Origin of the sequence: Kitasatospora sp. NPDC004799, from assembly GCF_040609095.1 — a bacterium.
Lineage (GTDB): Bacteria > Actinomycetota > Actinomycetes > Streptomycetales > Streptomycetaceae > Kitasatospora.
This window is the reverse complement of record NZ_JBEXJK010000073.1, coordinates 1-26491: the sequence shown is the minus strand read 5'-3', so window position 1 is coordinate 26491 and position 26491 is coordinate 1. Positions and strand designations below refer to the sequence as shown.

Sequence of the window (26491 nt, the reverse complement as noted above, 5' to 3'; positions counted from 1 at the left end):
GCCTCAACCCGGCGGGCCTGGGCCCCGCCTCGGGCGGGCGCCGGCCCGGCCCGGCTCCCGCGGGGCCGGCCGCCGTCGGGCCCGGGGCGGGGGCAGGGGCTGGGGCTGAGGCAGGGACGGGGACGGGCGGGGACACGGCCGGGAGGCACCCCCGCTCCCGCACCAGGAAGCCCGCACCGGGCACCTCCGGCGGGTCCCGGCGGACGGCCGCGAACGAGCGCCCGCAGGCGGCCGGGCCGACCCGGGACGGCGCAGAACTCAGGACGCCGGCCGAGAAGCCGCGCCAGGCTCCCCCCGTACAGCCGCCCGCTGTGACGGGCGCCGCCCCGGGGCGCGCAGAGGGGGCGCGTACGCCCGGGCTCGCGGCGGACGCCGCCACCACGCTCGGCGGGCCGACAGCTGCGGTGGCCCCGGGCCGCCCCGGCGACGGAGTCGGGCCCACGCCCCCAGAGGCTCCCGGTCGGCACACCGGTGGCGGGCAGGGGCGGTCGGCGAGCGCCTCGGGGGCGAACACGGGCGACCGAAGCATGCCGACGCCCCCCAGCGGCGCAGTCGGATCCCCACCTCCCGCAGACCCCGGCGCCGAGCAGGCGCAGCCGGAGAACGTCTCGGGTGCGAACGGGCGCCCGGCCCCGGAGCTCGACCGCGCGCCTGCGGCCACCGCGGGCGCGGACGGCCGCAGCGACACTCCGCACCAGGCCCCGGCCGCGCAGGGCGCCGACGAAGCGCGGCCGGAGAGCGCCTCGGCCGCGAACGGGCGCCCGGCCCCGGATCTCAACCGCACGTCGGCGGCCACCGCAGCCACGGACGGCCGCAGCGACACTCCGTACCAAGCTCCGGCCGCGCAGGGCGCCGACGAAGCGCGGCCGTCGGCCTCCGAACCCGCCGGCCCCGACCAGCCACCGGCGGAACCCGCCACGGCACCCGCCCACGCCCCGGCCGAGCACGCACCCGCCACGGCCCCGACCACCAGCCCCGACCAGGCACCGGCGGAGCCCCCCGCCGCACCCGCCCACACCCCGGCCGAGGGCGGCTCCGCCAGCCCCGGCCGCGCGGCGCTGGCCGCCGCCGCGCCCTCGGGGGCGGACGACGACCTGGACGCGGAGCCCCCGGCCCCTCTCCCGATGAGCTTCGAGGAGCTCTACGAGACCGCGCACACCCGCCTGGTGCAGCAGGTGTTCCTGCTGACCGCCTGCCGGCACCGGGCGGTGCACTGCGTGCGGCGGGCGTTCGGGGAGGCCCGGCGGTGCTGGGGCGCGGTGGCCGCCTCCGGGAGCCCGGAGGGGTGGGTACGGGTGCGGGCCTGCGAGCTGGCGCTCTCCCCGTGGCACCGGGGCGGGCCCCGGCGGGCGCACGCGTGGGGGCTGCCGCACCGGCGGATCAAGGTGCGGCCGGCCGACGAGGCGCAGGCGGTGCTGCCGGACCACGACCGGCTGACCGACCGGGACCGGGCGCTGCTGAAGGCGCTCAAGCGGCTGTCCCGGCCGCAGCGCCGGGCGCTGGTGCTGCACGACGGGCTGGGGCTGCCGGCGGCGGAGGTCGCGGTGGAGGTGGAGTCCACCCGGGCGGCGGCCGAGGGGCGGGTGTGGGCCGCCCGGGCGGCGCTGGCGCGGTGGGTGCCGGACCTGGTCGGGCCGGACCCGGCGGCGCCGGGTTTCGCGGACGGGCTGAGCGCGCTGCTGCACCGGGCGGCGGTGCGCGGCTGCCCGGAGCCGCACCGGACGCCGGTCGCGGTGCTGCGGGCCCGGCACCGGCTCTGGACGGCGAGCCGGACGGGGGCGGCGGCGCTGCTGACGGTCGCGGTGGGCGGGGCGACGCTGGCGACCCTGGCGGGGGTGCGCCCGGCGGTGCTGTTCCGGCCGGCCGCTCCGCCGGTGCCCGCGCTGTGCCGGCCCGCCCCCGGGGTGGAGCCGGTGGAGCCGGGCGTGCCGCTGGCGCCCGGCGGCGCACCGTACGGCATCGCCAGCCTCTGGTGCAGCCCGGCGCCCGGCCTGGAGGCCGTCCTGGTGGAGCCGCGGCCGCAGGCGGCCGCGCGCTGGGAGCTGCCGGCCGCGGCCCGGGGCGCCGCTCCCCCGCCGCAGGGCCCGGTGGTCTGCCGACTGTGGTCGCCGCTGCCCTGCACGACCGGGCCGAAGGTGCCGTGAGGCCGGTACGGAGCCGCAACGGCGAGCGCCCCCGCCCGGGGAGGGCGGGGGCGCTCGACTCGCGCGGGGGCGGGATCAGCCCTGGGCGGCGATGATCTCGCGGGCCAGGCGGGCGGTCTCGGACGGCGTCTTGCCGACCTTGACACCGGCGGCCTCGAGGGCCTCCTTCTTCGCCTGGGCGGTGCCCGAGGAGCCGGAGACGATGGCGCCGGCGTGGCCCATGGTCTTGCCCTCGGGGGCGGTGAAGCCCGCGACGTAGCCGACGACCGGCTTGGTGACGTGCTCGGCGATGAAGGCCGCGGCACGCTCCTCGGCGTCGCCACCGATCTCACCGATCATGACGATGAGCTCGGTCTCCGGGTCCTCCTGGAAGGCCTTGAGCGCGTCGATGTGGGTGGTACCGATGACCGGGTCGCCACCGATGCCGACGGCCGAGGTGAAGCCGATGTCCCGCAGCTCGTACATGAGCTGGTAGGTCAGGGTGCCGGACTTCGAGACCAGGCCGATCTTGCCGGCCTTGGTGATGTCGGCCGGGATGATGCCGGCGTTCGACTGTCCGGGGCTGATCAGGCCGGGGCAGTTCGGGCCGATGATGCGGGTCTTGTTGCCCTTGGCACCGGCGTGCGCCCAGAAGGCGGCGGTGTCGTGCACCGGGACGCCCTCGGTGATGACGACGGCCAGCGGGATCTCGGCGTCGATGGCCTCGACGACGGCGGCCTTGGTGAAGGCCGGCGGCACGAAGAGGACCGAGACGTCGGCGCCGGTCTTCTCCATCGCCTCGGCGACCGACCCGAAGACCGGGATCTCGGTGCCGTCGACGTCGACCGTGGTGCCGGCCTTGCGCGGGTTCACGCCGCCGACGATCTGGGTGCCGGAGGCGAGCATGCGGCGGGTGTGCTTCATGCCCTCGGCGCCGGTCATGCCCTGGACGATGACCTTGCTGTCCTTGGTAAGGAAGATAGCCATGGTGTTAAGTCCCCTTCCTTACTTGTTGGCCAGCTCGGCGGCGCGGTCGGCCGCACCGTCCATGGTGTCCACGCGCTGGACCAGCGGGTGGTTGGCGTCGTCGAGGATCTTGCGACCCAGCTCCGCGTTGTTGCCGTCCAGGCGGACGACCAGCGGCTTGGTGACCTCCTCGCCCTTGCCCTCCAGGAGGGCGAGGGCCTGCACGATGCCGTTGGCGACCGCGTCGCACGCGGTGATGCCGCCGAAGACGTTGACGAAGACCGACTTGACGTCGGGGTCGCCCAGGATGATCTCCAGGCCGTTCGCCATGACCTCGGCCGAGGCGCCGCCGCCGATGTCGAGGAAGTTGGCGGGCTTGACGCCGCCGTGGTTCTCACCGGCGTAGGCGACCACGTCGAGGGTGCTCATGACGAGGCCCGCGCCGTTGCCGATGATGCCGACCTGGCCGTCGAGCTTGACGTAGTTCAGGCCCTTGGCCTTGGCAGCCGCCTCGAGCGGGTTGGCCGCGGCCTTGTCCTCGAGCGCCTCGTGCTCGGGCTGGCGGAACTCGGCGTTCTCGTCCAGGGAGACCTTGCCGTCGAGCGCGATGATCTTGCCGTCACCGGACTTGATCAGCGGGTTGACCTCGACGAGGAGGGCGTCCTCCTTGATGAAGACGGTCCACAGCTTCTGCAGCACCTCGGCGACCTGGTCGGCGACCTCGGCCGGGAACTTCGCCGCGGCGACGATCTCGGCGGCCTTCTCCGGGGTGCAGCCCTCGTTGGCGTCGACCGGGATCTTCGCGAGCGCCTCGGGGTTCTGCTCGGCGACGACCTCGATCTCCACGCCGCCCTCGACGCTGGCCATGGCCAGGAAGGTGCGGTTGGTGCGGTCCAGCAGGAACGAGACGTAGTACTCGTCCTTGATGTCCGCGGTCTGGGCCAGCATCACCTTGTGAACGGTGTGGCCCTTGATGTCCATGCCGAGGATCTGCTCGGCCTTGGCGACGGCGTCCGCCGGGTCGGCGGCGAGCTTGACGCCGCCGGCCTTGCCTCGGCCACCCACCTTCACCTGAGCCTTGACGACGGCGCGGCCGCCGAAGCGCTCCGCGATGGCGGCAGCGTCTGCGGCGGTCTCGATGACATCGCCGTCAAGCACGGGCACACCGTGCTTGGCGAAGAGGTCCCTCGCCTGGTACTCGAACAGGTCCACGTGTTTGTCCTTGTTCGTGGTCGCGGATTGTGTCTCTACGAGCGTGCCACGGCAGGATCTTCGCTGCGGGTCGTCGGGGCGGTGCGGGTACGCAGAGGTACGGCCTTGCGGCCCACACAGCCACGGGCGCACACGTCAATCAACACGCGCGTCACGTCCGTCTGGCAGGTTATCCCCGTGGGACGGGCCTGTTTCGCCCGGGGCCTGCCCGTCTTGGGTGAGAACCGTCACAGAATGCCCGGCGGGGCCGGGGGCGGCGGCCGGTCCACCGATCGGGCGGATTAGCGCGTTCGGGTGAATCCCTCACGCCCCCTGCGAGGGGACCGGGATCGGGCGCTTCTCGATGGCCGCCGCCATGATCTCCGGGAACGCGTCCGGGGTGCAGGCGAAGGCCGGCGCGCCGAGCGAGGCCAGGGCGGCGGCGTGCGCGTGGTCGTACGCCGGGGCCCCCTCGTCGGAGAGCGCGAGCAGGGCGATGAACTGGACGCCGGCCGCCTTCATCGCGGCGACCCGCTTGAGCATGCCGTCCCGGATGCCGCCCTCGTACAGGTCGCTGATCAGCACCACGACGGTCTCGGAGGGCCGGGTGATCTTCGACTGGCAGTAGGCGAGCGCGCGGTTGATGTCGGTGCCGCCGCCGAGCTGGGTGGCGAACAGGACGTCGACCGGGTCGGTGAGCTGTTCGGTGAGGTCGACCACCGAGGTGTCGAAGACGACCAGCCGGGTGTCCAGGGTGCGCATCGAGGCGAGCACCGCGCCGAAGACCGCCGAGTGGACGACCGAGGGCGCCATCGAGCCGGACTGGTCGATGCAGAGGATGACGTCCTTCTTCACGGCGCGCTGGGCGCGGGCGAAGCCGACCAGCCGCTCGGGGACGACGGTGCCGTGCTCGGGCAGGTAGTTCTTCAGGTTGGCCCGGATGGTGCGGTCCCAGTCGATGTCGCGGTGGCGCGGCCGGTTGACCTTGGCGCTGCGGTCGAGGGCGCCGCCGAGGGTGGCCCGGGTGCGGTCGGCGAGCCGGCGCTCCAGGTCCGCGACCACCTTGCCGACCACCGCCCGGGCGGTCTCCCGGGTGGTCTCGGGCAGCGCGTGCTTGAGCGAGAGCAGGGTGCCGACCAGGTGCACGTCCGGCTCGACGGCCTCCAGCATCTCCGGCTCCAGCAGCAGCCGGTCCAGGCCGAGCCGGGTGATCGCGTCCTGCTGCATCAGCTGCACCACGGTGGACGGGAAGTACTCGCGGATGTCGCCCAGCCAGCGGGCCACCTGCGGGGCCGAGCCGCCCAGCCCGGCGCTGCGGCGGGCGCCGCGGCCGGCCCGGGCGCCCTCCTCGGGGGCGCCGCGGTAGAGCGCGGCGAGGGCGCCGTCCATCGCGGCGTCGCGGCCGCGCAGGGTGCAGCCGGTGCCTCCCCCAGCCTCCGGCCGGGGGTGCCCCCATGCCTCGCCGCCGAGCACCAGCCGCCAGCGGCGCAGCCGTTCGTCGGTCGTGGGCGCTGCCATCTCGTCCTCCTCCTTCAGCGGGTCCTGCGGTTACGGCAGGTGTGTTCGGTACGGCAGGTGTGTTCGGTACGGCGGTGTCGTGCGGCTGCCGTCGGGTGTCGCCGTGCGGCCGGTGTCAGGTGTCGCGGCCGGCGGCCTGCCGGGGGATCTTCGGACGGATGCCGAGCAGCACGGCCACCACCGGGACGGCGGCGTCGGCGCGGGCCCGGTCCAGCTCGCCGGCCGCGGCCGGGGCGGCCGTCGGCTCGCCGAGCGGGCCGGCCGCGACCCGGGCGCCGACGGTGGTGCGCACGCCCGCCTCCAGTCCGGCGAAGGTGCGGCGCAGCAACGGCAGGACGTCGGTGAAGACCTCCCCGCCGACTCCGGTCAGCCACTCGTCCAGCAGGGCGAGCAGCCTCGGGTCGTGCAGCAGCAGGGCGCCGCCGCCGGTCAGGAAGCCCTCGACCCAACCGGCCGCGTCCGCCGGGGCGTTGGCGACGGAGAGCACCAGCCGCAGCCGTCGGCCGGCCTCCTCGGAGTCGAGCCGGCCGTCGTCCAGCAGCAGCCGTACGGCCCGGCCGCGCAGCAGCCCGGGGGCGCCGGTGGCCGGTCCGCCGGTCGGCTCGCGGCGGGCCAGCGAACCCAGGGCGGCGGCCCAGCGGTCGGGCAGGCCGGCCAGGCCGTCGATGTCCGGCGCGGTACCGGCGTCGTCGGCGCCGTCCCCGGTGGTGCCGGGATCGGCGGCCAGCAGGCCGATCGCGCCGTGCACCTCGTCGAGGCGGCCGCGCATCGCCGCCGCGCTCTCCGCGTCCAGGCCGACGCAGGCGGGCGGCAGCCCGACGCAGATCCGCTCGGCCAGACCCGAGGCCGCCTCGGCGAGCGCGCCGTGGTCGGTGCCGCGCACGTCGCCGTAGCGCAGCGCGCGGACCAGTGCGGGCAGCGCGCCGGCGAGGTGGGCGACGTCGGTGTCCAGGGCCGCGCAGTCGGCCAGCACCCGCATCACCGCGGGCAGCGCGCCGGACAGCCCGGCCAGCAGGCAGGTCTCCACCAGGCCGGTCAGCTCGGCGAGTTCCTCGGCGGCGCGGGCGGTGCCGACGGCCTTGTTGGCGGCCGCCTCCTCGACCGTGGTGCCCCACTGGGCGGCCTCGGCGATCCGGACCGCGAACTCGGGCTGCCAGCACAGCCGCCAGCTCTCCCGGAACGTCCCGGTCGAGTTCACCGAGGAGCGCGCGGGCACGCCCCAGTCCACGCCCAGCAGCCGCAGCCGGTGCAGCAGCCGGGAGCGGGCCGCGTCGGTCTCCTTGCGCAGGTCGAGGTCGACGTCCTTCGGCGCGGCCTCGGGCTTGAGCCGCAGCGAGCGCTGCAGCCGGGTCAGGTCGCGCTGGAGCGGCACCGCCGGTGCGGCGTCCGGGACCTCGCCGAGCGCGTCGCCGACCACCAAGCGGTCCCGGACCAGCTCCAGGGCGACGTCCGAGCCCTCGCAGAGCACCGCGCGCACGGCGTCCAGGGTCTCGGTCAGCCCGGCCAGCGGGCGGCCGCGCATCGCGGCGAGGCTCTCGGCGAGCCGGACCGCCTCGATCACGTGCGCGGAGGAGACCGGGTGGTCCTCGGCGCGCAGCAGCTCGGCGGCCCGGGTGAGCCAGCGCGGCACCGGGTCCCCGTCGGTGGTGAACAGGTGGTGGTACCAGCCGGGCGACTGCACGCCGGCGCCGTAGCCGTTGGCCTGGGAGAGACGGCGGTGCGTCCACGGCACCCAGGTGACGTCCGTGCGCACCTTCTTCGGCAGCCCGGCGAGCAGGGCCCGGTCGTGGGCGACGGTGGGCATGTCCTCCAGCGCGGGGACGTGGAAGGCCCCGCAGACCACGGCGATCCGCTGGTGCCCGGCGCGGCGGGCGGCGCGGATCTGCTGGCGCATGTGCGCCTCGCGCAGCAGGTCCCGGCGGGACTCGCCGAGGCCCTCGGCGCGCAGCGCGCCCATCGCCTCGGCGACGGCGGCGAACGGCGCCAGCGCGTCGGTGCCGGGTGCGCGGTGCTCGACCACGTCCTCCCACCAGCGCTCCGCGTCGTCGTGCCCGGCCGCCTCGGCGAGCAGCGCCAGCGGGTCGGCGACCGGCTCGGCGGCCTCGTCCCCGGCGGCCTCGTCCCCGGCGGCGTCCTGCTCGGCGCCGTCCTCCGGGGCCGGCGCGAAGCCGTACCCGGCGGGCAGGTCGATGAAGCGGACCGGCAGGTCGTGCTCGACGGCGTGCCGGATCGCCACCCACTCCGGGGAGAACTCGGCGTACGGCCAGAAGGCGGCCTTCGCCGGGTCGTCCACCGCGTGGGCGAGCAGCGCCACCGGCGGGACCAGGTCCTTCTCGGCGGCCAGGTGGACGATGCCGTCGGCCTCCGGCGGGCCCTCGATCAGCACCGCGTCCGGCCGCCACTGCGCCAGCGCGGCGGCCACCGACCGGGCCGAGCCCGGGCCGTGGTGGCGGATACCGAGGAGGGCGACCTCGACGCTCATGCCCCCACCTCGCTTCGCTCGGCGGGCGCTTCGCGCAACCGGCGCCTCTCGATGGTTCGCTCGCTCACGCTGCCGTCACCTCGCGGGCGGCGCGGTAGAAGTCCTTCCAGCCGTCGCGCTCGCGCACCACCCCTTCGACGTACTCGCGCCAGACCGCCCGGTCCGCCACCGGGTCCCGGACGACGGCGCCGAGGATGCCGGCCGTCACGTCCCCGGCGCGCAGCACGCCGTCGCCGAAGTGGGTGGCCAGGGCGAGTCCGTTGGTCACCACCGAGATCGCCTCGGCGGTGGAGAGGGTGCCGCTCGGGGTCTTGACCTTCGTCCGGCCGTCCACCGTGATCCCGGCCCGCAGCTCGCGGAAGACGGTGACCACGCGCCTGATCTCCTCGGCGCCGCCGGGCAGTTCGGGCAGTTCCAGGGAGCGGCCGAGCTGGTTGACCCGGCGGGTGACGATGTCGACCTCCTCGTCCAGCGAGCCCGGCAGCGGCAGCACCACGGTGTTGAAGCGGCGGCGCAGCGCGCTGGACAGCTCGTTGACGCCGCGGTCGCGGTCGTTGGCGGTGGCGATCACGTTGAAGCCGCGCACCGCCTGGGTCTCGGCGCCCAACTCCGGTATCGGGAGCGTCTTCTCGGACAGGATGGTGATCAGACTGTCCTGCACGTCGGCCGGGATGCGGGTGAGCTCCTCGACCCGGGCGATCTTCCCGTCGCCCATCGCCCGCATCAGCGGCGAGGGCACCAGGGCGTCCCGGCTGGGGCCATTGGTGAGCAGCTGGGCGTAGTTCCAGCCGTACCGGACGGCCTCCTCGGGGGTGCCGGCGGTGCCCTGCACCAGCATCGTGGAGTCGCCGCTGATCGCCGCGGCCAGGTGCTCGGACACCCAGGTCTTCGCGGTGCCCGGCACGCCGAGCAGCAGCAGCGCGCGGTCCGTCGCCAGGGTCGTCACGGCGACCTCGACGACCCGGCGCGGGCCGATGTACTTGGGGGTGATCCGGGTGCCGTCGGGCAGTTCGCCGCCGAGCAGGTACGTCGCCACGGCCCACGGCGAGAGCTTCCAGCGCTCGGGGCGCGGACGGTCGTCCTGCGCGGCCAGCGCGGCCAGTTCACCGGCGAAGGCGTCCTCGGCGTGCTGCCGCAGAACGTCGGTCATGGGGGCTCCTTCGGGTCGGCCGCCGGGCACACGGGTGCCCCGGGCGGCAGGGTGATCGGGGGGAGCCAGGTCGGCGTCCCGGCCTGTGGGAACCACCCTGCACCGAGCCACTGACATCGGCCGCCGGCGCCGCCGGGCGCTCCGGACGGGCCGTCAGCCGCTGTCAGTGCCACCGCCTACGGTCGGTCGCATGGAGGAACGCTGGAGCACCGAACACGTCCTGTCCCTGGCCCCTGACGCCGCCTCGCAGAAGGCGGCGGGCAAGCTCTCCGCGCCCGCGCCGTGGTCCGGCACCGGCACCGACGGCACCGCGCTGTGGGGCGAGTGCAAGGGCAGCGGCCGCACGCCGTACCGCACCGCGATCGAACTCGCCACGCCCGCCTACCAGTGCAGCTGCCCCAGCCGGAAGTTCCCGTGCAAGCACGCGCTCGGGCTCCTCCTGCTGTGGAGCGGCACCCCGGAGGCCGTCCCGGCCGGCGAGCCCGCCGACTGGGTGGCCGAGTGGCTCGCGTCCCGCCAGGAGCGCGCGGAGAAGCGCGTGAAGGAGCAGCCCGACCCGGAGGCCGCCCGGCGCCGGGCCGAGAAGCGCGGCGCGCGGGTCGCGGCCGGGGCGGCCGAGCTGCGGCTGCGGCTGGCCGACCGGGTCCGGCACGGCCTGGCCGACCAGTCCACCGCCGGGCCCTGGGAGGAGGTCGCCGCCCGGATGGTCGACGCGCAGGCCCCCGGCCTGGCCACCCGGGTCCGCGAGCTGGACGCGCTGCCGCAGGAGCGGCTGCTGGAGGAGTACGCGCTGCTGCACCTGCTCGCCACCGCCGCCACCCGGCTGGACGAGCTGCCGGCCGAGCTGGCCGCCACCGTCCGCACCAGGGTCGGCTACACCGTGGAGGCCACCGAGGTGCTGGCCGGCCCCACCGTCCGCGACCGCTGGCTGGTGCTCGGCAGCCGGGACACCTCCGACGACCGGCTCGTCACCCGGCGGATCTGGCTGCGCGGCGCCAAGACCGGCCGCTTCGCGCTGCTGCTCTCCTTCGGCCGCCCCGGCCAGGCCCCCGTCCTCGCCCTTCCCACCGGCCACCTGGTGGAGGCCGAACTCGCCTACCACCCCGGCGCCCACCCGCTGCGCGCCACCCTCGGCGAGCGCTTCGGCGCCCCCGAGCCGGGCCCCGCCGACCCGCCCGCCGGGCTCACCGTCGCCGAGGCGGTGGCCGGCTACGGCACGGCCGTCGCCGACGACCCGTGGCTGGAGAGCCGGCCGACCGTGCTCGACGGCGTCGTCCCGGTGCACGCCCCGGACGGCTGGTTCCTGACGGACGGCCACCACACCGTGCCGGTCCGCACCTCGACCGTCCCGGAGGCGGCGCTGTGGCGGCTGGCCGCGGTCTCCACCGGCCGCCCGCTGACGGTCTTCGGCGAGTACGGCCACCAGGGCTTCGCCCCGGTCACGGCCTGGGCCGCCGGCCGGCGCCCGGTCGGCCTCACCACCGCATAGGGCGCGTCCGACGATGCGCGAGCCCGACCGGAATCGTCGGACACGCCCCACGGCGCGCCGTGCGGATCCCCGCCGGGCCCGCGGCGCCGAAACCCCCGAGACACGCCCAGGAGTACCGAGAATGACGATCACCCAGGACCCGTGGGAGACCCTGCGCACCACCGCCCTGCTCGGCACCGACCGCCGCCCGCTCCCGGCCACCGCCCTGCCGCTCGAGGACGCCATGGACCGGAGCGACCCGGCCACCGCCCTGCTGGAGCTGGCCGCGCTGGCCGCCGTCCGCCGCCGGGCCGGCGCGCTGCCCGTCCCGGCCGCCGAGCCGCCCGGCCCGCCCGCGGCCGAGGACACCCGTCCGGAGCTGCCCGAGCCGGCCGCCCGCCGACTGGCCGTCCTGCTCTCCGGGCGCAGCGGCAGCGCCGGCGGCACCCTGGCCAACCTGGCCGAGCTGCTGCCGCAGTGGCTCGACACCGCCCGGGCCCGGGGCCTGCGCCCGCCCGCCGCGCTGATACCCGGCCTGCTCGACGCCGCCCGGGCCCGCAGCGAACTGCGCGCCGACGCCGTGGCGCTGGCCGGTCCGCTGGGCCGCTGGCTGGCCGAGCGGAACCCCGACTGGCGGTTCGTGCTGCGCACCACCACCCCCGAGCTGCCGCAGCCGTCCGCCGACGACCGGCTCTGGCACGAGGGCCTGTTCGCCGAGCGGGTCACCCACCTCACGCTGCTGCGCCGGCGCGACCCCGCGGCCGGCCTGGACCTGCTGCGCGGCACCTGGTCCACCGAGCGCGCCGAGGACCGGCTGCTCTTCCTGGACGCCCTCCAGGACGGCCTCTCCCCCGCCGACGAACCGTTCCTGGAGGCCGCCCTCGGCGACCGCAGCAAGAACGTCCGGGCCACCGCCGCCGAACTGCTCTCCACCCTGCCCGGCTCCGCCCTGGCCCGCCGGATGGCCGAGCGGGCGCGGGCCGCCGTCCGGCTCGCCGGCACCGGCACCCACCTGCTGGTCACCCCGCCCGCCGAGTGCGACGCGCAGATGCAGCGCGACGGGATCGCGCCCAAGTCGCCCACCGGGCGCGGCGAACGGGCCTGGTGGTTCGGCGAGGTGGTGGCCGCCGCGCCGCTGTCGGTCTGGCCGGAGAGCACCGGGCTGACGCCCGAGCAGCTACTCGCCCTGCGGGTCGGCGACAGCATCGACGAGACCAGCAGCAGCTGGGCCGACGACCTGCGGGAGGCCTGGGCGCGGGCCGCCGTCCGCCAGCAGGACGCCGACTGGGCCCGGGCGCTGCTCGGCCCGGCACCCGTCACCGGGCGCGGTGCGCGGGCCCGTTCGCCGCGCACCACCGGCGCCCCGGCCAAGCTGCTGGCCGTCCTGCCGCCGGAGGAGCGGGCCGTCTGGACGGCCGCGTTCATCGAGACCCACGGGCTGGGCGAGGCCTTCCAGCTGCTCGGCGCCTGCGCCACCCCGTGGACGCCGCCGCTGTCCACCGCCGTGGTGACCGCGCTGGCCAAGGCGGCGGCCTCCGGGGCGTACCCGTGGAGCCACAGCGGGGTGCTCGGGATGACGGAGCGCGCGCTCGCCCCGGAGACGGCCGCGGCGGTGGAGGAGCTGGCCGCCGGGGCCGCCCCGGACTCCGCCTGGTCCGAGACCTTCGCCCGGCTGGCCGGCACCCTGCGCTTCCGGGCGGCGATGCTCGCGGAGCTGGCGGGCTGAACCCGCCGGGCGCCACCCGGAACGACGGAGCGGGCCGGTCCCGGAAGGGGCCGGCCCGCTCGACGCGCCGCGGCTCAGCCGGCCCGCAGGTTCGACTCGACCCAGGCGACCACGTCCCGGGTCGGCGTGCCCGGGGTGAAGATGTCCGCGACGCCCATCGCCTTGAGCTCGGCGATGTCCTCGTCCGGGATGATCCCGCCGCAGAAGACCTTGATGTCCTCCGCGTCGCGCTCCTTCAGCAGCTCCAGCACCCGCGCGCACAGCGTCATGTGGGCGCCGGAGAGGATCGACAGCCCGATGCCGTCCGCGTCCTCCTGGATCGCGGTGTCGACGACCTGCTCGGGCGTCTGGTGCAGTCCGGTGTAGATGACCTCCATACCGGCGTCGCGCAGGGCGCGCGCGATGACCTTGGCACCACGGTCGTGACCGTCGAGCCCGGGCTTGGCGACCACCACACGGATCGGCCCCGACACACTCATGACTGCCTCCTGGACCTCGTCGTCCACCATCCGACCGGGCCTCGTGGGCCGCCGGCGCGGTTAACGGCCAATAACCAACCTGAGGGGAGGTTAGCGCCACCCGGCGCGGTTGACCGTGCCGCCCCCGAAGAGGAGGGCAAAGTCACAGCTCCAGGCCTTGCTACCAGCGGGTATACCCGCCCTCCCCGCAACCTCCGCACAGACCCCCCGGCCGACCCCTTGACATCCAGAGGTTTTTCCGGGGCGTCGGCCTCGGCGCTACAGTCACGGCTGTTTTCCCTCGTCCGACGACGTCCGAGGCCCACCGAGGAGGCAGCCCCCGATGGCTCCCGATGCAGCCGCCCGTCCGACCCGCGCGGAGCTGCGCCTCGCCGCCCGCGAGCAGTCCCGCACCCAGAGTCGCGGCGCCGCCAGGGCGGCCACCCGGACGGCGCTGCTGCGGGTCGCGCTGCCCTCGGTGGCCGCGCTCGGGGTGGCCGCCGCGGCGGCGGTCACCGTGCAGGGGGAGGCCGACCAGCAGCGCGCCCAGGCCGCCGGACGGGTCCCGCAGTCCGCGGTGGAGGACGCCCCGGACACCGCGGCCGCGCAGGCGGCGGCCGCCCAGGCCCTCGCGGCCGGCGCGCCGGCCCAGGCCTCCCGCGGCGACGCCCGCCGGCCGCTGGCCGGCGCCCAGCCCACCGAGGCCCCGGCCCCCGCCCCGCAGCCCACCGCCGAACCGGTCGGGCCCAAGGTGGCCATGCCGGTCGCCCGGCACGGCCTCGGCGAACTGTTCGGCGAGGCCGGCACCCGCTGGGCCAACCGGCACACCGGCATCGACTTCCCGGTGGACGGCGGCTCCGAGGTCTACGCCGTGACGGACGGCACGATCCGCACCCAGTGGAACCCGTTCTACGGCTACATGACGATCCTGAAGATGCCCGACGGCACCGAGGCCTGGTACTGCCACCTGCGGGCGTACAAGGTCCGCAAGGGCCCGGTGAAGCAGGGCGACGTGATCGCCTTCGTCGGCAGCAGCGGCAACAGCACCGGCCCGCACCTGCACTTCGAGATCCGGCCGCAGGGCAGCGGACCGATCGACCCGCTGCCCTGGTTCCTCGCGAACGGGCTGGACCCGCGCTAGTTCAGTTCACCGCTTCCCCGGCTACAGCTTCTCGACCGGCGCGTAGCGCAGCAGCAGCTGCTTGCGCCCCTCGGTGCCGAAGTCGACGGTGGCCTGCGCCCGGTCCCCGGCGCCCGTGACGGCCACCACCGTGCCCAGCCCGAAGCTGTCGTGGGTGACCCGGTCGCCGACCGCGAGCGAGGCGACCTCGCGCTCCACCACCTGGCCGCCGCGCCGCGCCGACTGCCCCCACCCGGCCTTCGGCCCGGCCGACGACGAGGAGGAGCGCGAACTCCCGCCCCCGGACGAGGACTTGCCCCAGGACGAGCCCGAGGAGTAGCCGCGCTGGACCGGCGCCTGCGCCGCCCCGGTGCGCTTCCACTCCACCAGCGCCTCCGGGATCTCCTCCAGGAACCGCGAGGCCGGGTTGTAGGCCGGCTGCCCCCAGGCGCTGCGCAGCACCGAGCGGGTCAGGTACAGCCGCTCGCGGGCCCGGGTGAGCCCGACGTACGCGAGCCGGCGCTCCTCCTCCAGCTCCTTGACCTGGTTGAGCGCCCGCATGTGCGGGAAGATCCCGTCCTCCATGCCGGTCAGGAAGACCACCGGGAACTCCAGGCCCTTGGCGGTGTGCAGGGTCATCATCGTGATGACGCCCTGCCCGTCCTCGTCCTCGTCCTCGTCCGGGATCTGGTCGCTGTCGGCGACCAGCGCGACCCGCTCCAGGAAGTCGGCCAGCGAGCCGACCGGCGGCGTGCCCTCCTCACCCGCGTCCGGCCGCTCGCCCGGGTCCTGCTCGTACTCCAGCGCGACGGAGGCGAGCTCCTGGAGGTTCTCCACCCGGGTCTCGTCCTGCGGGTCGGTGGAGGCCTGGAGCTCGGCCAGGTAGCCGGTCTCCTCCAGGACGGCCTCCAGCACCGCCGCCGGGCCCGCACCCGACTCGACCACCTGGCGCAGCCCGGCCATCAGGGTGTTGAACTTCTTGACGGCGTTGGCCGAGCGCGCGGCCATCCCGTACGCCTCGTCGACCCGCACCAGCGCCTGGGCGAAGGAGATCCGCTCCCGCGCGGCCAGCGCGTCGATCATCGCCTCGGCCCGCTCGCCGATGCCGCGCTTGGGCACGTTGAGGATCCGGCGCAGCGGCACGGTGTCCTCCGGGTTGGAGAGCACCCGCAGGTACGCCAGGACGTCCCGGACCTCCTTGCGCTCGTAGAAGCGCACCCCGCCGACCACCTTGTACGGCAGACCGACCCGGATGAACACCTCCTCGAACACGCGGGACTGGGCGTTGGTCCGGTAGAAGATCGCGACGTCGCCGGGCCTGGCCTCGCCCTTGTCGGTGAGCCGGTCGATCTCGTCGGCGATGAACTGGGCCTCGCCGTGCTCGTCGTCCGCGACGTAGCCGACGACCTTCTCGCCGTGCTCGCCGGCCGTCCACAGCTTCTTCTCGCGGCGGTTGGCGTTGCGCTCGATGACGGCGTTGGCGGCGCTCAGGATGGTCTGGGTGGAGCGGTAGTTCTGCTCCAGCAGGATCGTGGTCGCGTTCGGGTAGTCCTCCTCGAACTGGAGGATGTTGCGGATGGTCGCGCCGCGGAAGGCGTAGATCGACTGGTCCGCGTCACCGACCACGCACAGCTCGGCCGGCGGCACCTCGGCCAGCCGCCCGGCCGCCGGGTTCACGAAGTCCCCGTCCGCGGTGCGCTTCGGCGCGGCCGCGACCGAGCCTCCGCTCAGCTCCCGGACCAGCATGTACTGGGCGTGGTTGGTGTCCTGGTACTCGTCGACCAGGATGTGCCGGAACCGGCGCCGGTAGTGCTCGGCGACGTCGGGGAAGGCCTGCAGCAGGTTCACCGTCGTCATGATGATGTCGTCGAAGTCCAGCGCGTTGGCCTCGCGCAGCCGCCGCTGGTAGAGCGCGTACGCCTCGGCGAGCTTCTTCTCCATCGGGTTGGCGGCCTGGTCGGCGAAGGTCTCCTCGTCGATCAGCTCGTTCTTGAGGTTGCTGATCTTCGCGGTGAAGGACTTCGGCGGGAACTGCTTCGGGTCCAGGTCGAGGTCGCGGCAGACCAGCGCCATCAGCCGCTGCGAGTCGGCCGAGTCGTAGATCGAGAAGCTGGAGGTGAAGCCCAGCTGCTTGGACTCGCGGCGCAGGATGCGCACGCAGGCGCTGTGGAAGGTGGAGACCCACATCGCCCGGGCGCGCGGGCCGACCAGCGCCTCGACGCGCTCGCGCATCTCGCCGGCCGCCTTGTTGGTGAAGGTGATCGCCAGGATCTCCCCCGGCTGCACCCCGCGGGCGCCCAGCAGGTGGGCGATCCGGTGGGTCAGCACCCGGGTCTTGCCCGAGCCGGCGCCGGCCACGATCAGCAGCGGCGAGCCCGCGTGCAGCACCGCCTCGCGCTGCGGGTCGTTCATCCCCTCCAGCAGCTGCGCCGGGTCCACCACCGTCCGCGCGGCGCCGTTGCGGTACCAGGCGTCCCGCTCGGCCTCGGCCGCGCCCCCCGGCTCGTTGAAAGCCGTGGTCTGGAACAACCCGTCCGGGATGGCCTCCTCGTACGCGTCGTACGGGGCCTCCTCCTCGTACGGCGGGGGCTCCTCGTCGACGGGAGCGGCGGGCTGCTTCGACCCGGCGGCGGGTGCCTCGAAACCGGGGAGCGGGAGGTCGTCAAAGAGGCTACTCATGGCACATCGAGTCTATGGCCACCCACCGACAAGCCCGTCCGCCCGGACGGATCCGGCCGGACGGGCCCGAGGCGCCGGGCGGATCAGACCAGGCGGCGGGCGGTGGCCCAGCGGGTCAGCTCGTGGCGGTTGCTCAGCTGGAGCTTGCGCAGGACGGCGGAGACGTGGCTCTCGACGGTCTTCACCGAGATGAAGAGCTGCTTGGCGATCTCCTTGTAGGCGTAGCCGCGGGCGATCAGGCGCAGGACCTCGCGCTCGCGCTGGGTCAGGCGGTCCAGGTCCTCGTCCACCGGCGGGGTGTCGGTGGCGGCGAAGGCGTCCAGCACGAAGCCGGCCAGCCGGGGCGAGAACACCGCGTCGCCGTCGGCGATCCGGAAGACCGCGTTCACCAGGTCGGTGCCGGTGATGGTCTTGGTCACGTAGCCGCGCGCGCCGCCGCGGATGACGCCGATGACGTCCTCGGCGGCGTCCGACACCGAGAGCGCCAGGAACTTCACCCCTCCCTGCTCGCCCATCACCCCGACCGAGCGGCGCAGCACCTCGACGCCGCCGCCGCCCGGCAGGTGGACGTCGAGCAGCACCACGTCCGGCCTGGTCTCGGCGACCACGCGGACCGCCGAGTCCACGTCGTCGGCCTCGCCGACCACGTCGATGCCGGTCACCTCGGTGCGGCCGATCTCGGCCCTGACCCCCGTCCGGAACATCCGGTGGTCGTCCACCAGTACGACCCGCGCGGTGCGCTCCGGCGCTGCCTCAGTCATCAGTTCTCTCCATCTCCAGCTCGACCTCGGTGCCGCCGCCCGCAGCCGGCCGCACCCGAGCGGTGCCGCCGTTGCGCTTCATCCGGCCGATGATCGACTCCCGTACGCCCATCCGGTCCTCGGGCACCGTGTCCGGGTCGAAGCCGGGGCCGTGGTCGCGGACGAACACCGACACCGTCCTCCCCTCCACCTCGGCGTAGACCTGGACCGGTCCCCCGCCACCGTACTTGGCCGCGTTGACGGTCGCCTCCCTCGCGGCCTGCATCTGGGCCGCGATCCGCTCGTCCATCGGGCAGTCGCCGACGATCACCAGCTCGACCGGGACCCCGTGCCGGTCCTCGACCTCGGCGACGGCGGCCCGCAGGGATTCCGCCATGGTGTCCGGCGCGGCCTCGGCGGCGGCCTCCGGGCGGTACAGCCACAGCCGCAGCTCGCGCTCCTGCGAGCGGGCCAGCCGCAGCACCTCCTTGGGGTCCTCGGCCCGGCGCTGGATCAGGGTCAGGGTGTGCAGCACCGAGTCGTGGATGTGGGCGGCGATCTCGGCCCGCTCCTGGGCCCGGATGCGGGCGGTGCGCTCGGCCCCGAGGTCCTGCCAGAGCCGCAGGCCGTACGGGCCGAGCAGGACCAGCACGCCGGCCAGCACCGCGAGCGAGGCCTCGATCACCGAGCTGAGCGTGGAGCCGCTGCCCTGCATGGCGAGCAGCGCGATGGTGCCGGCCACCGCGAGCAGCACGCCCGCGCCGACCCGGGTGTAGGCGCCGCGCCGCTTCTCGCCCTCCTCGATGCCGAACCAGCGCTGCCAGCGCGAGTCGTCGGCCTGCCGCCAGACCAGCGCCACGCCGACGCCGATCGCCAGCAGCGGCCAGGTGTACGGCTTCGCGGTCTGCCAGCCGAGCACGTTGAGCAGGGCGATCAGGCCGATCACCGTCATGACCAGGGCGGCGAGCTGCCCGAGGCCGCCCTGCCCGCCCTTGTCGGCCGCCCCGGCCTCCTCGCCCTCGGCGGCGGTCACCGGCTCGCCCTGCAGGGTGTGCTGGAGCAGCCGGCGCATCCGGCCGACCCAGCCGCCGGCCCGGCCGCCGTCCTTGCTCAGCAGGCCGCCCTGCAGCCCGGGCGAGGCCGGGACGAACGTCCCGTTCAGGTAGACCCACTGGGCGCCGCCGCGCTGCGAGGGCTCGCCGATGCCGATCGGCACCACGAACCAGAACGCGGCGTACAGCAGCGCGCCGATCCCCTGGGCGAAGAACAGCACCACGAAGGCGATCCGCACCCACCGCACCGGCAGCCCGAGGTGCACCGCCAGGCCGTGCGCGACGCCGCCCAGCATCCGTCCCTGCGGGCTGCGGTAGAGCCGCCGGTAGGGCGGCCGCCCGTCATCGGGCGCGCTCGGGTCGGCGCCGGCCGACGAGGCGGTGTCGGGGGCGATGGATCGGGGATCGGTACCGGGGGCTGCCACGCCACCGATGGTTCCACGCGGGCGCCCGCGGGCGCATCAGGGTGTGTCCCCATCCCGTATCAGGGACAAGTCAGGGTACGGACAGGGGTCCACCCGGTTGGGCCGGGCCGTCCGCTGCCGGAAGGATGGTGCCCATGACCGAGGACCCCCGCATCGAGGAGGCCGGGCCCGCCGCCCCGCCGGAACCGGACCGCCCGCCGCTGACCAGGGCCGAGCACCACCGCGTGGTGGCCGGCGTCTGCGGCGGCCTCGGCCGGCACCTGGACATCGATCCGGTGGTCTTCCGGATCGTCACGGTGGTGCTCTGCCTCTCCGGCGGCCTCGGGCTGTTCCTGTACGGCCTGGCCTGGCTGATCGTCCCGACCGACGACGCCAAGGGCCGCGGCGGGCGCACCGAGCTCCAGCGGGTGCTCACCGGGCGGGTGGACGGCCAGTCGGTCGGCGCGGTGCTGCTGACCGTGATCGGCACCGGGGTGTTCTTCTCCATGATGGGCGACGGGGACCAGATGTTCCCGCTGCTGCTGCTCGCCGCCCTGGTCTTCCTGGCGGTGCGCTACGACCCGGAGCGCCGCCGGGGCCGCGGCCGGGGGCGCGAACGCCGGCGCGGCGGCCCGTACGACCGCCACTTCCCCGACGCCGAGGGCACCGCCGGGGTCACCGGCGGCACCGGGGCCTACCGCTGGCCGCGGCCGGAGCAGGACGGGCCGGCCGGCGCGGAGCACCCCACCGCCCGGCCCGCCGGGAAGGCCTCCGACGCCGGCGGCTACCTCTGGGACCCGCGCCACCCCGAGCGCAACCCGTACGGGAGCACCTCCTCGGCCACCCCGACCCCGCCGTACGGCACCCCGACTCCCGCGTACGGCACTCCGACCCCGCCGTACGGCACCCCGGTGCCGCCGGCCGGCGGCCCGGCCCGGCCCTGGTGGCAGCGCACCGACCTGCCGGAGGGCGACCCGCTGCGCAAGGAGGGCGCGGCGCGGCGCGACGCCCCCGCCGCCGTACGGCGCCCCCGGGAGCGCTCGGCGCTCGGCTTCTTCGGCTTCCTGCTGGCGGTCGGCGCGGGCGCCGCGGTCTGGGCCGCCTCCGCCGACCGCCACGACCCCACCGTGCTGGGCACGACGGTGCTGGCCACCGCGCTGCTGGTGGTGGGCCTGACGCTGCTGGTCGGCGCGAAGTTCGGCCGGGCCCGCCGGCTGGCGGTGACCGGTCTGCTGCTCACCCTGGCGCTGGCCTTCGTCGGCCACTCCCCGGACTCCGTGCGCAACGCGGTCGGCGACCGCGACTGGACCGTGGTCTCGGCGGCCGACCTGCGGGACCGGTACAACCTGGGCGCGGGGACGGTCCGGCTGGACCTCTCCGCGCTCGACCCGGCCGGAGCCACCCTCGCCACCAAGGCCGACCTCGGCACCGGCGACATGACCGTCACCGTGCCGGACGACGTGACGGTGAACCTGGTGGTCCGGGTCGGCCTGGGCAACGTCGACGTCCCCGGTGAGCGCAGCGACGGCACCGGGCGGCACACCTACCTGATCGGCCCTGCCAACGGGCAGCCGGCCAAGGGCACCCTCAATCTCGAACTCGGAATCGGGCTCGGCAACATCAAGGTGGTCCAGAAGTGAGGAAGCACCGGCTCGACCTGTTCTCACTGATCGCGGGCGCGCTGTTCACCGTGATCGCGGTGCTCTACCTGGTCGCGGCGGTCAACGACCAGTCGGTGAACGGGCGGATCGTCATCCCGGTCACCTTCATCGTGCTCGGCGTCGGCGGCCTGGCCGGCGCGGTCGCGGCGGTGGCCCGGCGCGGCCGGCCCGACCGCGAGGAGTGAGCGCGGGGCGCCGACCGGCCCCGGGTCCTCAGCTCTGCTGGGGGCCCAGGGTCAGCTGGTCCCCGTCCTTGCTGACGGCGTACCGGGGCAGCGGCTTGACCGCCGGCCCGTTGACCACCGCGCCGGTCGCGGCGTCGAACCGGGAGCCGTGGCAGGGGCAGTACAGCTGGCCGTTCTTCGGGGCGTCCACGGCGCAGCCGGAGTGGGTGCACACCGCGGAGAAGGCGCAGTACTGGCCGGCCTTGGGCTGGACGATGTAGACGGCGTCCCCGGTGGCCGGGTCCTTGACCTGGGCCGAGCCGCCGACCGGCACGCTCGCGGCGGGCACCGCGGGGGCCTGCGCCGGGGCGGCGGAGACGGGGGCCGCCGACTGCTTGGGCTCGGCCGACCGGTCCCGGCCGAAGGTGCGGGTCAGCGAGCCGGTGAGCAGCCCGGCCCCGCCGATCGCGACGGCCGCGATCCCGCCGTCCACCAGGGCCCGGCGCCTGACGTGGTCCTCGCCCAGCCCGCGCGCGCGGTCCCGCCCGGCCCGGCGGGCCAGGTAGCCGTCCACCGACAGGTACGGCGTGCCGGCCAGCACCAGCGGGATCCAGGCCATCAGGTAGACCAGGTCGTTGCCGAGGTAGTACGGCGCGACGCTCCAGCTCACGGTCAGCCACAGGCTGAGGTTGAGCAGCGCGCCGCCGAGCGCGGCGACCCGGCCCCAGAGGCCGAGCAGGGTGCCGAGGCCCACCGCCAGCTCGCCGAAGGCGATGGCCAGCGCGAACAGGGTCGGGTGGTCGAGGGCGGGGCCGAGCAGGAAGGAGATCGGGCTGCCGCCCGCCTTGGCCGCCTGGGTCTGCGAGACGAAGGAGGCCGGGTCGCCCGCGCCGGCCAGGAAGTGGGCGTCGGAGAGCTTGTCGAGCGCGGCGTAGACGAAGGTGACGCCGAGGAAGAGCCGCAGCGGCAGCAGCGCGTACGTGGACCCGAGCGCCCGCCACCGCGCCGCCCGGTCGGCCCGGCCGGCCGCTCCCCCACCGGCCGGCACCGCGTTGCTGGCCTCCGACATCCCTCACACCTTCCCTCGTCGCCTGCCACTCCCTGACAGGTCCGGTCCGCATTCTGCCCGCTCCCGACCGCTTTCGGTGGGAGGTCCCTCCCGGAGAGCGGCCCCCGCACCGCGAACGGCCGCGCCGTCGCTCCCTCCAGTACGGGAACGACGGCGCGGCCGTTCAGGCACCGGCCTCAGCGCGAACTCGCGCCCCGGCGGCCGGCGGAAGTGGTCACTCCCACTCGATGGTGCCCGGCGGCTTGCTGGTGACGTCGACGACGACGCGGTTCACGTCGCGGACCTCGTTGGTGATCCGGGTGGAGATCTTCGCCAGCACGTCGTACGGCAGGCGCGACCAGTCGGCGGTCATGGCGTCCTCGGACGAGACCGGGCGCAGCACGATCGGGTGGCCGTAGGTGCGGCCGTCGCCCTGCACGCCCACGCTGCGGACGTCGGCGAGCAGCACGACCGGGCACTGCCAGATCTCGCGGTCCAGACCGGCCGCGGTCAGCTCCTCGCGGGCGATCGCGTCGGCGTCGCGGAGCAGGTCCAGGCGCTCCTTGGTGACCTCGCCGACGATCCGGATGCCCAGGCCCGGGCCCGGGAACGGCTGGCGCTGGACGATCTCCTCCGGCAGGCCGAGCTCCTGGCCGACCATCCGGACCTCGTCCTTGAACAGCTTGCGCAGCGGCTCGACCAGCTGGAACTGGAGGTCCTCGGGCAGGCCGCCGACGTTGTGGTGGGACTTGATGTTGGCGGTGCCGGTGCCGCCGCCGGACTCCACCACGTCCGGGTACAGAGTGCCCTGGACCAGGAAGTCGACCGACTCGCCGTGCTCGCCGGCCTCGGCGATGATCTCGGCCTGGGCCTGCTCGAAGACCCGGATGAACTCACGGCCGATGATCTTGCGCTTCTCCTCGGGGTCGGTGACCCCCTTCAGCGCGTCCAGGAAGCGCTCGGAGGCGTCGACCACCTTCAGCTGGACGCCGGTGGCGGCCACGAAGTCCTTCTCGACCTGCTCGGTCTCGCCCTTGCGCATCAGGCCGTGGTCGACGTAGACGCAGGTCAGCCGGTCGCCGATGGCCTTGTTGACCAGGGCGGCCGCGACCGCGGAGTCCACGCCGCCGGACAGGCCGCAGATCGCGCGCTTGTCGCCGACCTGCTCGCGGATCAGGGCGATCTGCTCCTCGACCACGCTGCCGGTGGTCCAGGTCGGGGCGATGCCGGCGCCGCGGTAGAGGAAGTGCTCCAGGACCTGCTGGCCGTGGTCGGAGTGCAGCACCTCGGGGTGGTACTGGACGCCGTACAGCCGGGCCTCGTCGTTCTCGAAGGCCGCGACCGGGACCAGGTCGGTGGAGGCGGTGACCGCGAAGCCCTCCGGGGCGGCGGAGCAGGCGTCGCCGTGCGACATCCACACCGAGTGCTGCGCCGGGACGCCCTCGAACAGGGTGGAGCCGGTGCGGGAGACGGTCAGCGGGGTGCGGCCGTACTCGCGGGCGCCGTTGTTGTCGACGGTGCCGCCGAGGGTCTTGGCCATCAGCTGGAAGCCGTAGCACATGCCGAAGACCGGGACACCGGCCTCGAAGATCGCGCGGTCGATCTGCGGCGCGCCCTCTTCGTAGACCGACGACGGTCCGCCGGAGAGGATGATCGCCTTGGGGTTCTTGGCGAGCATCTCGGCGACCGGCATGCTGCTCGGCACGATCTCGCTGTAGACCCGCGCCTCACGCACCCGACGGGCGATGAGCTGGGCGTACTGGGCGCCGAAGTCGACCACCAGGACGGGGTCGTTGTCCGGCGCGGACTGGACGGGAATTGCAGAGGACACAGACGGCCTTCCGGCAGCGGTATCGAGGTGTCGCGCGTGGCCGCCTCCCCGGCGGGGGCCGCGGCTGCGGACGGTGTGGGGTGTCTGGACACCGATTCTACCGGGCTGTCCGGTTTCACTCGTCTGCCCGTCCAAAGGACCGTGACCGGGCGGGGCCGCGGTTCGTTGCTTCTGACGAACGTACGGCCGCGCCGCGCCCGCCAGACGCGCCGCCCGTCCCCGCGGGGGCACCGCCGTACGGCAGCAGGACCACGCGTGGAGTTCCACCCCAGTCCACCGGCGCACGTGGTGCCGCCGCCCGGTCCGCCGGGCACGCGGCTCCGTGGGACCGTGCGCGGGTGCCGCGGCCGGCCAGCAGGGGACAGCGACCCCGGCCGCGACTGGGCCGAGAGGTGGGACGGCCGGAGTCCGGGGACGCCCGGGGCCGGCCGTCGCACCCCGGTCCGATCCGCTGTGCGCCCGGGCGCACGCCCCCGTCCGTCCCGCACCGCTACGCGCGTCCCCGTGCGCCACAACCACCCGGACCACTACGCACCGTGATCATCGACGGCGGCCCCGGCGGGAACTGCTCTGTGCCGAACTCTGCCGAACCGGTTGCAGAGCGAGCCCCTCGTCCAGCACGATGCTCGTTGTAAGCGGTTCTCCCGGCGCCTCGCGGCCCACCGAGGAGGCCCGCGACGGCGTTCTCCGCAGCCGCGCCGCAGGGAGGCGGCAGCGGCCCTCCGTTCACGCTCCGTGATCACGGGACCGGCGCAGACCAGCGCACCGGGCCCACCGCGCACGGGCGTGCGCGCCCCGCGCGGCCGGCCACCCACGCCGGAACCGCACGGCGCGTCCCGAAGCCAACCGACACGACGGCGCTCCTCCCCCGGCGCCGTCACCCCAGCACCGGCGCGGCCCTGACGCCGAGTGCTGAACGACAAAGGGCCCCGTTCCCCCGCGGGGCCCTTTGCCCTGTCCGGGCCGCCGTGCTCAGGCGCGCGTCAGCACCTGCGCCCGTGTCTCCGCCCGCGTCCGCGGCCGCTCAGGGGTGCTCGCGCCAGACGCTCGGGTCGACCGGCTCCGTCGGCCGCGGCGCGGCGGGGGCGGGCGGCCCCTCGCGCGAGCCGACCACGTCGCCCGTCCCGGGAACGGGAGCGGGCGGCGCGTCCTGCGGCGGCCCGCCCTGGACCGGCACCCCGTACGCCGGAGCGCCCTGCGGCGGGACGCCGTACCCCGGCGCGGTCGGGTACGGCACCTCCGGCGGCACCGCGTCGTACGGCGCGCCCCCGTACGGCCCGGCCCCGTACGCCGCCGCCCCGTACGGCACGGCGGCGCCCCGGCCGCGCACGGCCGCCAGCAGCGGCGGCACCACCAGCGCGCCGGCCGCCGCCCAGACCAGGTTGGCCAGCAGCAGGCCGAGGAACACCAGGCCGACCGAGTTCTCCTGGGACACGTCCACCCGGTCCGAGGAGATCCAGCCCCGCATCGACATCGTCCGCGTCATCCCCGCACCGGCCACGGTCATCAGCACGGTGAGCACCGACGCGTACACGGCCGCCAGCCGGAGCCGGTCCGCGGCGTCCAGCCGCCGCCGGTACGCCGACCAGCCGAGCAGGAGGGCCGCGGCGAGCGCCAGCAGGCCGCTCCAGCGCCAGTCGGCGCTCGCGTCGCGCAGGTCGAAGAAGGAGAACTCCAGGTTGCTGTCGCGGTCGCCCCAGCTCGCGTCGTCACCGGACATCCCGGCGTGCGTCCCCAGGGTCGCCCCCGAGCCGAAACCGAGCAGGAGCAGGCCGAGGTTGGGCAGGAAGGCGAGCGAGACCGCCGTCGCCACACCGTCCTCGCTGTTCGCCGCCACCACCACGAAGGCCGCCACCGCGGCCAGCCCGACCGCCAGCGCCAGCGCCTGGCCCGCGGTCAGCGCGGCCACCGCCCAGCCGCGCACCGACCGGCTGCGCCAGGCCGCCCAGCGCAGGGCGTCGGTGCCGTAGACGGCGAAGGCGGGCAGGGCGGCCAGCAGCGCGGTCCAGCCGACCGCCTCCAGCCAGCCCGACTCCGCGCCGTAGCCCATGCCGGTGCTCCGCAGGGGGTAGCCGGAGTAGTCGTCGGTCAGCTCCGGCCGCCAGGTCGCCCCGCCGGCCAGCCCGAGCAGCAGCGTCACCCCGGCCAGCACCACGGCGGTGCGCAGCGCCTCGCCACCGGCCTCGCCCCGGGTCAGCTGGGCGCCGGCCGCCTTGCGCCTGCGGGCCCCGGCCCGCAGGCCGAGCCAGAGCGCCAGCATCCAGAGCACGGTGACGGTCATCGGCAGCACCCGGAACACGAGGTCCAGGTCGTCGAGGCGGTCGCGGCCGGACGCCGGGTGCCCGGTCAGCTCGAACGGCGCGCCGAGCGCGTTCAGCGCCATCGCCAGCGCCGCGCCGAACCGCTCGCCGAAGCCGGGCGCCGCGATGAAGGTGTCGTAGTCGTAGTCGCTGGGGACGGCCGCGATCAGCGCCACCAGCAGCAGCACGCCGGTCGGGGCGATCGCGGCCCGGAGCGCCGGACGCCAGTCCGCGCCGGTCAGCCACCGCAGCGCCGGCGACTGCCCGCTCCGCGGGTCGTACGGCGTACCGCCGCCCCAACTGCCCACGGCGGGCGGCCCGGTGACGGGCGGGTACCCGGGCGCACCGGTCGGCGGCGTGGTTGATGATGAACGACAGCTGCTGCGCGGGCAGTCGGAGGTTCAGCGTGT

At 75.3% G+C, this 26491-nt stretch carries 18 protein-coding genes and 1 pseudogene; 6 read left to right on the top strand and 13 right to left on the bottom strand.

Annotation, left to right across the window (positions count from 1 at the left end):
- The first annotated feature begins 527 nt into the window (after window positions 1-527).
- The gene (locus ABZW03_RS12685) at window positions 528-2144 is read left to right on the top strand and encodes a hypothetical protein (RefSeq protein ID WP_355255735.1); all 1617 of its coding nucleotides are present in this window, start codon (window positions 528-530) and stop codon (window positions 2142-2144) included.
- A gap of 75 nt (window positions 2145-2219) precedes the next feature.
- On the opposite strand, the gene sucD is transcribed toward ABZW03_RS12685, so the two are convergent.
- The 5 genes from sucD to ABZW03_RS12660 form a co-directional block, all read right to left on the bottom strand.
- On the bottom strand, window positions 2220-3110 hold the full coding sequence (gene sucD / locus ABZW03_RS12680; protein ID WP_355255732.1) for a succinate--CoA ligase subunit alpha: 891 nt from the start codon (window positions 3108-3110) through the stop codon (window positions 2220-2222).
- An 18-nt stretch (window positions 3111-3128) separates the two neighbouring features.
- Window positions 3129-4301 (bottom strand): ADP-forming succinate--CoA ligase subunit beta, encoded by a 1173-nt coding sequence (gene sucC / locus ABZW03_RS12675; protein ID WP_355255729.1) that lies wholly within the window; start codon window positions 4299-4301, stop codon window positions 3129-3131.
- Window positions 4302-4604: 303 nt separating this feature from the next.
- Window positions 4605-5798 carry a VWA domain-containing protein gene (locus ABZW03_RS12670; protein WP_355255726.1) on the bottom strand — a complete coding sequence of 398 codons (1194 nt, stop codon included), beginning with the start codon at window positions 5796-5798 and terminating at the stop codon, window positions 4605-4607.
- A 115-nt stretch (window positions 5799-5913) separates the two neighbouring features.
- Window positions 5914-8280: a DUF5682 family protein gene (locus ABZW03_RS12665; protein WP_355255724.1), complete on the bottom strand. Its 2367-nt coding sequence runs from the start codon at window positions 8278-8280 to the stop codon at window positions 5914-5916.
- Window positions 8281-8344: 64 nt separating this feature from the next.
- Complete coding sequence (locus ABZW03_RS12660) at window positions 8345-9430, bottom strand: AAA family ATPase (protein WP_355255722.1); 1086 nt, start codon at window positions 9428-9430, stop codon at window positions 8345-8347.
- Between the two features lie 190 nt (window positions 9431-9620).
- Here ABZW03_RS12660 and ABZW03_RS12655 point away from each other — a divergent pair, with 190 nt between their 5' ends.
- Complete coding sequence (locus ABZW03_RS12655; protein ID WP_355255719.1) at window positions 9621-10919, top strand: SWIM zinc finger family protein; 1299 nt, start codon at window positions 9621-9623, stop codon at window positions 10917-10919.
- A 121-nt stretch (window positions 10920-11040) separates the two neighbouring features.
- Complete coding sequence (locus tag ABZW03_RS12650) at window positions 11041-12624, top strand: DUF5691 domain-containing protein (protein ID WP_355255716.1); 1584 nt, start codon at window positions 11041-11043, stop codon at window positions 12622-12624.
- Between the two features lie 74 nt (window positions 12625-12698).
- Here ABZW03_RS12650 and ABZW03_RS12645 read toward each other — a convergent pair whose 3' ends face one another.
- Window positions 12699-13103, bottom strand: a complete 405-nt coding sequence (locus tag ABZW03_RS12645) for a cobalamin B12-binding domain-containing protein (protein ID WP_224285525.1) — start codon at window positions 13101-13103, stop codon at window positions 12699-12701.
- Window positions 13104-13425: 322 nt separating this feature from the next.
- Between ABZW03_RS12645 and ABZW03_RS12640 the strand changes: the two genes are divergently transcribed.
- Window positions 13426-14223, top strand: coding sequence for a M23 family metallopeptidase (locus ABZW03_RS12640; protein WP_355255713.1), 798 nt, complete (start codon window positions 13426-13428; stop codon window positions 14221-14223).
- A gap of 21 nt (window positions 14224-14244) precedes the next feature.
- Here ABZW03_RS12640 and pcrA read toward each other — a convergent pair whose 3' ends face one another.
- The 3 genes from pcrA to ABZW03_RS12625 form a co-directional block, all read right to left on the bottom strand.
- Entirely contained in the window at window positions 14245-16881 is a 2637-nt protein-coding gene (gene pcrA, locus ABZW03_RS12635; RefSeq protein WP_355255710.1) for a DNA helicase PcrA, read from the bottom strand.
- Between the two features lie 83 nt (window positions 16882-16964).
- The gene (locus ABZW03_RS12630) at window positions 16965-17642 is read right to left on the bottom strand and encodes a response regulator transcription factor (protein WP_355255707.1); all 678 of its coding nucleotides are present in this window, start codon (window positions 17640-17642) and stop codon (window positions 16965-16967) included.
- Window positions 17635-18969, bottom strand: coding sequence for a PspC domain-containing protein (locus ABZW03_RS12625; protein ID WP_355255741.1), 1335 nt, complete (start codon window positions 18967-18969; stop codon window positions 17635-17637). Before ABZW03_RS12625 ends, ABZW03_RS12630 begins: the two co-directional genes overlap by 8 nt.
- A 263-nt stretch (window positions 18970-19232) precedes the next feature.
- Between ABZW03_RS12625 and ABZW03_RS12620 the strand changes: the two genes are divergently transcribed.
- Window positions 19233-20717 (top strand): PspC domain-containing protein, encoded by a 1485-nt coding sequence (locus tag ABZW03_RS12620; RefSeq protein WP_355255704.1) that lies wholly within the window; start codon window positions 19233-19235, stop codon window positions 20715-20717.
- Entirely contained in the window at window positions 20714-20923 is a 210-nt protein-coding gene (locus ABZW03_RS12615) for a hypothetical protein (protein WP_355255701.1), read from the top strand. Before ABZW03_RS12620 ends, ABZW03_RS12615 begins: the two co-directional genes overlap by 4 nt.
- Before the next feature lie 28 nt (window positions 20924-20951).
- On the opposite strand, the gene ABZW03_RS12610 is transcribed toward ABZW03_RS12615, so the two are convergent.
- From ABZW03_RS12610 to ABZW03_RS12595, 4 genes and pseudogenes are all read right to left on the bottom strand, one after another.
- Window positions 20952-21236 (bottom strand): Rieske (2Fe-2S) protein, encoded by a 285-nt coding sequence (locus ABZW03_RS12610; RefSeq protein ID WP_355255738.1) that lies wholly within the window; start codon window positions 21234-21236, stop codon window positions 20952-20954.
- A 216-nt stretch (window positions 21237-21452) separates the two neighbouring features.
- Window positions 21453-21971: pseudogene (locus ABZW03_RS12605) on the bottom strand (DoxX family membrane protein); the annotation flags it as partial.
- A 214-nt stretch (window positions 21972-22185) separates the two neighbouring features.
- Window positions 22186-23781, bottom strand: coding sequence for a glutamine-hydrolyzing GMP synthase (gene guaA, locus ABZW03_RS12600; RefSeq protein ID WP_355255698.1), 1596 nt, complete (start codon window positions 23779-23781; stop codon window positions 22186-22188).
- Window positions 23782-24805: 1024 nt separating this feature from the next.
- The gene (locus ABZW03_RS12595; RefSeq protein WP_355255695.1) at window positions 24806-26389 is read right to left on the bottom strand and encodes a hypothetical protein; all 1584 of its coding nucleotides are present in this window, start codon (window positions 26387-26389) and stop codon (window positions 24806-24808) included.
- Window positions 26390-26491: the final 102 nt, after the last annotated feature.

Excerpts from the sequence above, each read along its gene's own strand:
- pcrA (WP_355255710.1), bottom strand. The coding sequence starts at position 16,881 with ATGAGTAGCCTCTTTGACGACCTCCCGCTCCCCGGTTTCGAGGCACCC.
- ABZW03_RS12655 (WP_355255719.1), top strand. The coding sequence starts at position 9,621 with ATGGAGGAACGCTGGAGCACCGAACACGTCCTGTCCCTGGCCCCTGAC.
- ABZW03_RS12630 (WP_355255707.1), bottom strand. The coding sequence starts at position 17,642 with ATGACTGAGGCAGCGCCGGAGCGCACCGCGCGGGTCGTACTGGTGGAC.
- ABZW03_RS12650 (WP_355255716.1), top strand. The coding sequence starts at position 11,041 with ATGACGATCACCCAGGACCCGTGGGAGACCCTGCGCACCACCGCCCTG.
- ABZW03_RS12660 (WP_355255722.1), bottom strand. The coding sequence starts at position 9,430 with ATGACCGACGTTCTGCGGCAGCACGCCGAGGACGCCTTCGCCGGTGAA.
- ABZW03_RS12625 (WP_355255741.1), bottom strand. The coding sequence starts at position 18,969 with ATGCTGGGCGGCGTCGCGCACGGCCTGGCGGTGCACCTCGGGCTGCCG.
- ABZW03_RS12665 (WP_355255724.1), bottom strand. The coding sequence starts at position 8,280 with ATGAGCGTCGAGGTCGCCCTCCTCGGTATCCGCCACCACGGCCCGGGC.
- ABZW03_RS12640 (WP_355255713.1), top strand. The coding sequence starts at position 13,426 with ATGGCTCCCGATGCAGCCGCCCGTCCGACCCGCGCGGAGCTGCGCCTC.
- ABZW03_RS12645 (WP_224285525.1), bottom strand. The coding sequence starts at position 13,103 with ATGAGTGTGTCGGGGCCGATCCGTGTGGTGGTCGCCAAGCCCGGGCTC.
- sucD (WP_355255732.1), bottom strand. The coding sequence starts at position 3,110 with ATGGCTATCTTCCTTACCAAGGACAGCAAGGTCATCGTCCAGGGCATG.
- ABZW03_RS12620 (WP_355255704.1), top strand. The coding sequence starts at position 19,233 with ATGACCGAGGACCCCCGCATCGAGGAGGCCGGGCCCGCCGCCCCGCCG.
- ABZW03_RS12685 (WP_355255735.1), top strand. The coding sequence starts at position 528 with ATGCCGACGCCCCCCAGCGGCGCAGTCGGATCCCCACCTCCCGCAGAC.
- ABZW03_RS12670 (WP_355255726.1), bottom strand. The coding sequence starts at position 5,798 with ATGGCAGCGCCCACGACCGACGAACGGCTGCGCCGCTGGCGGCTGGTG.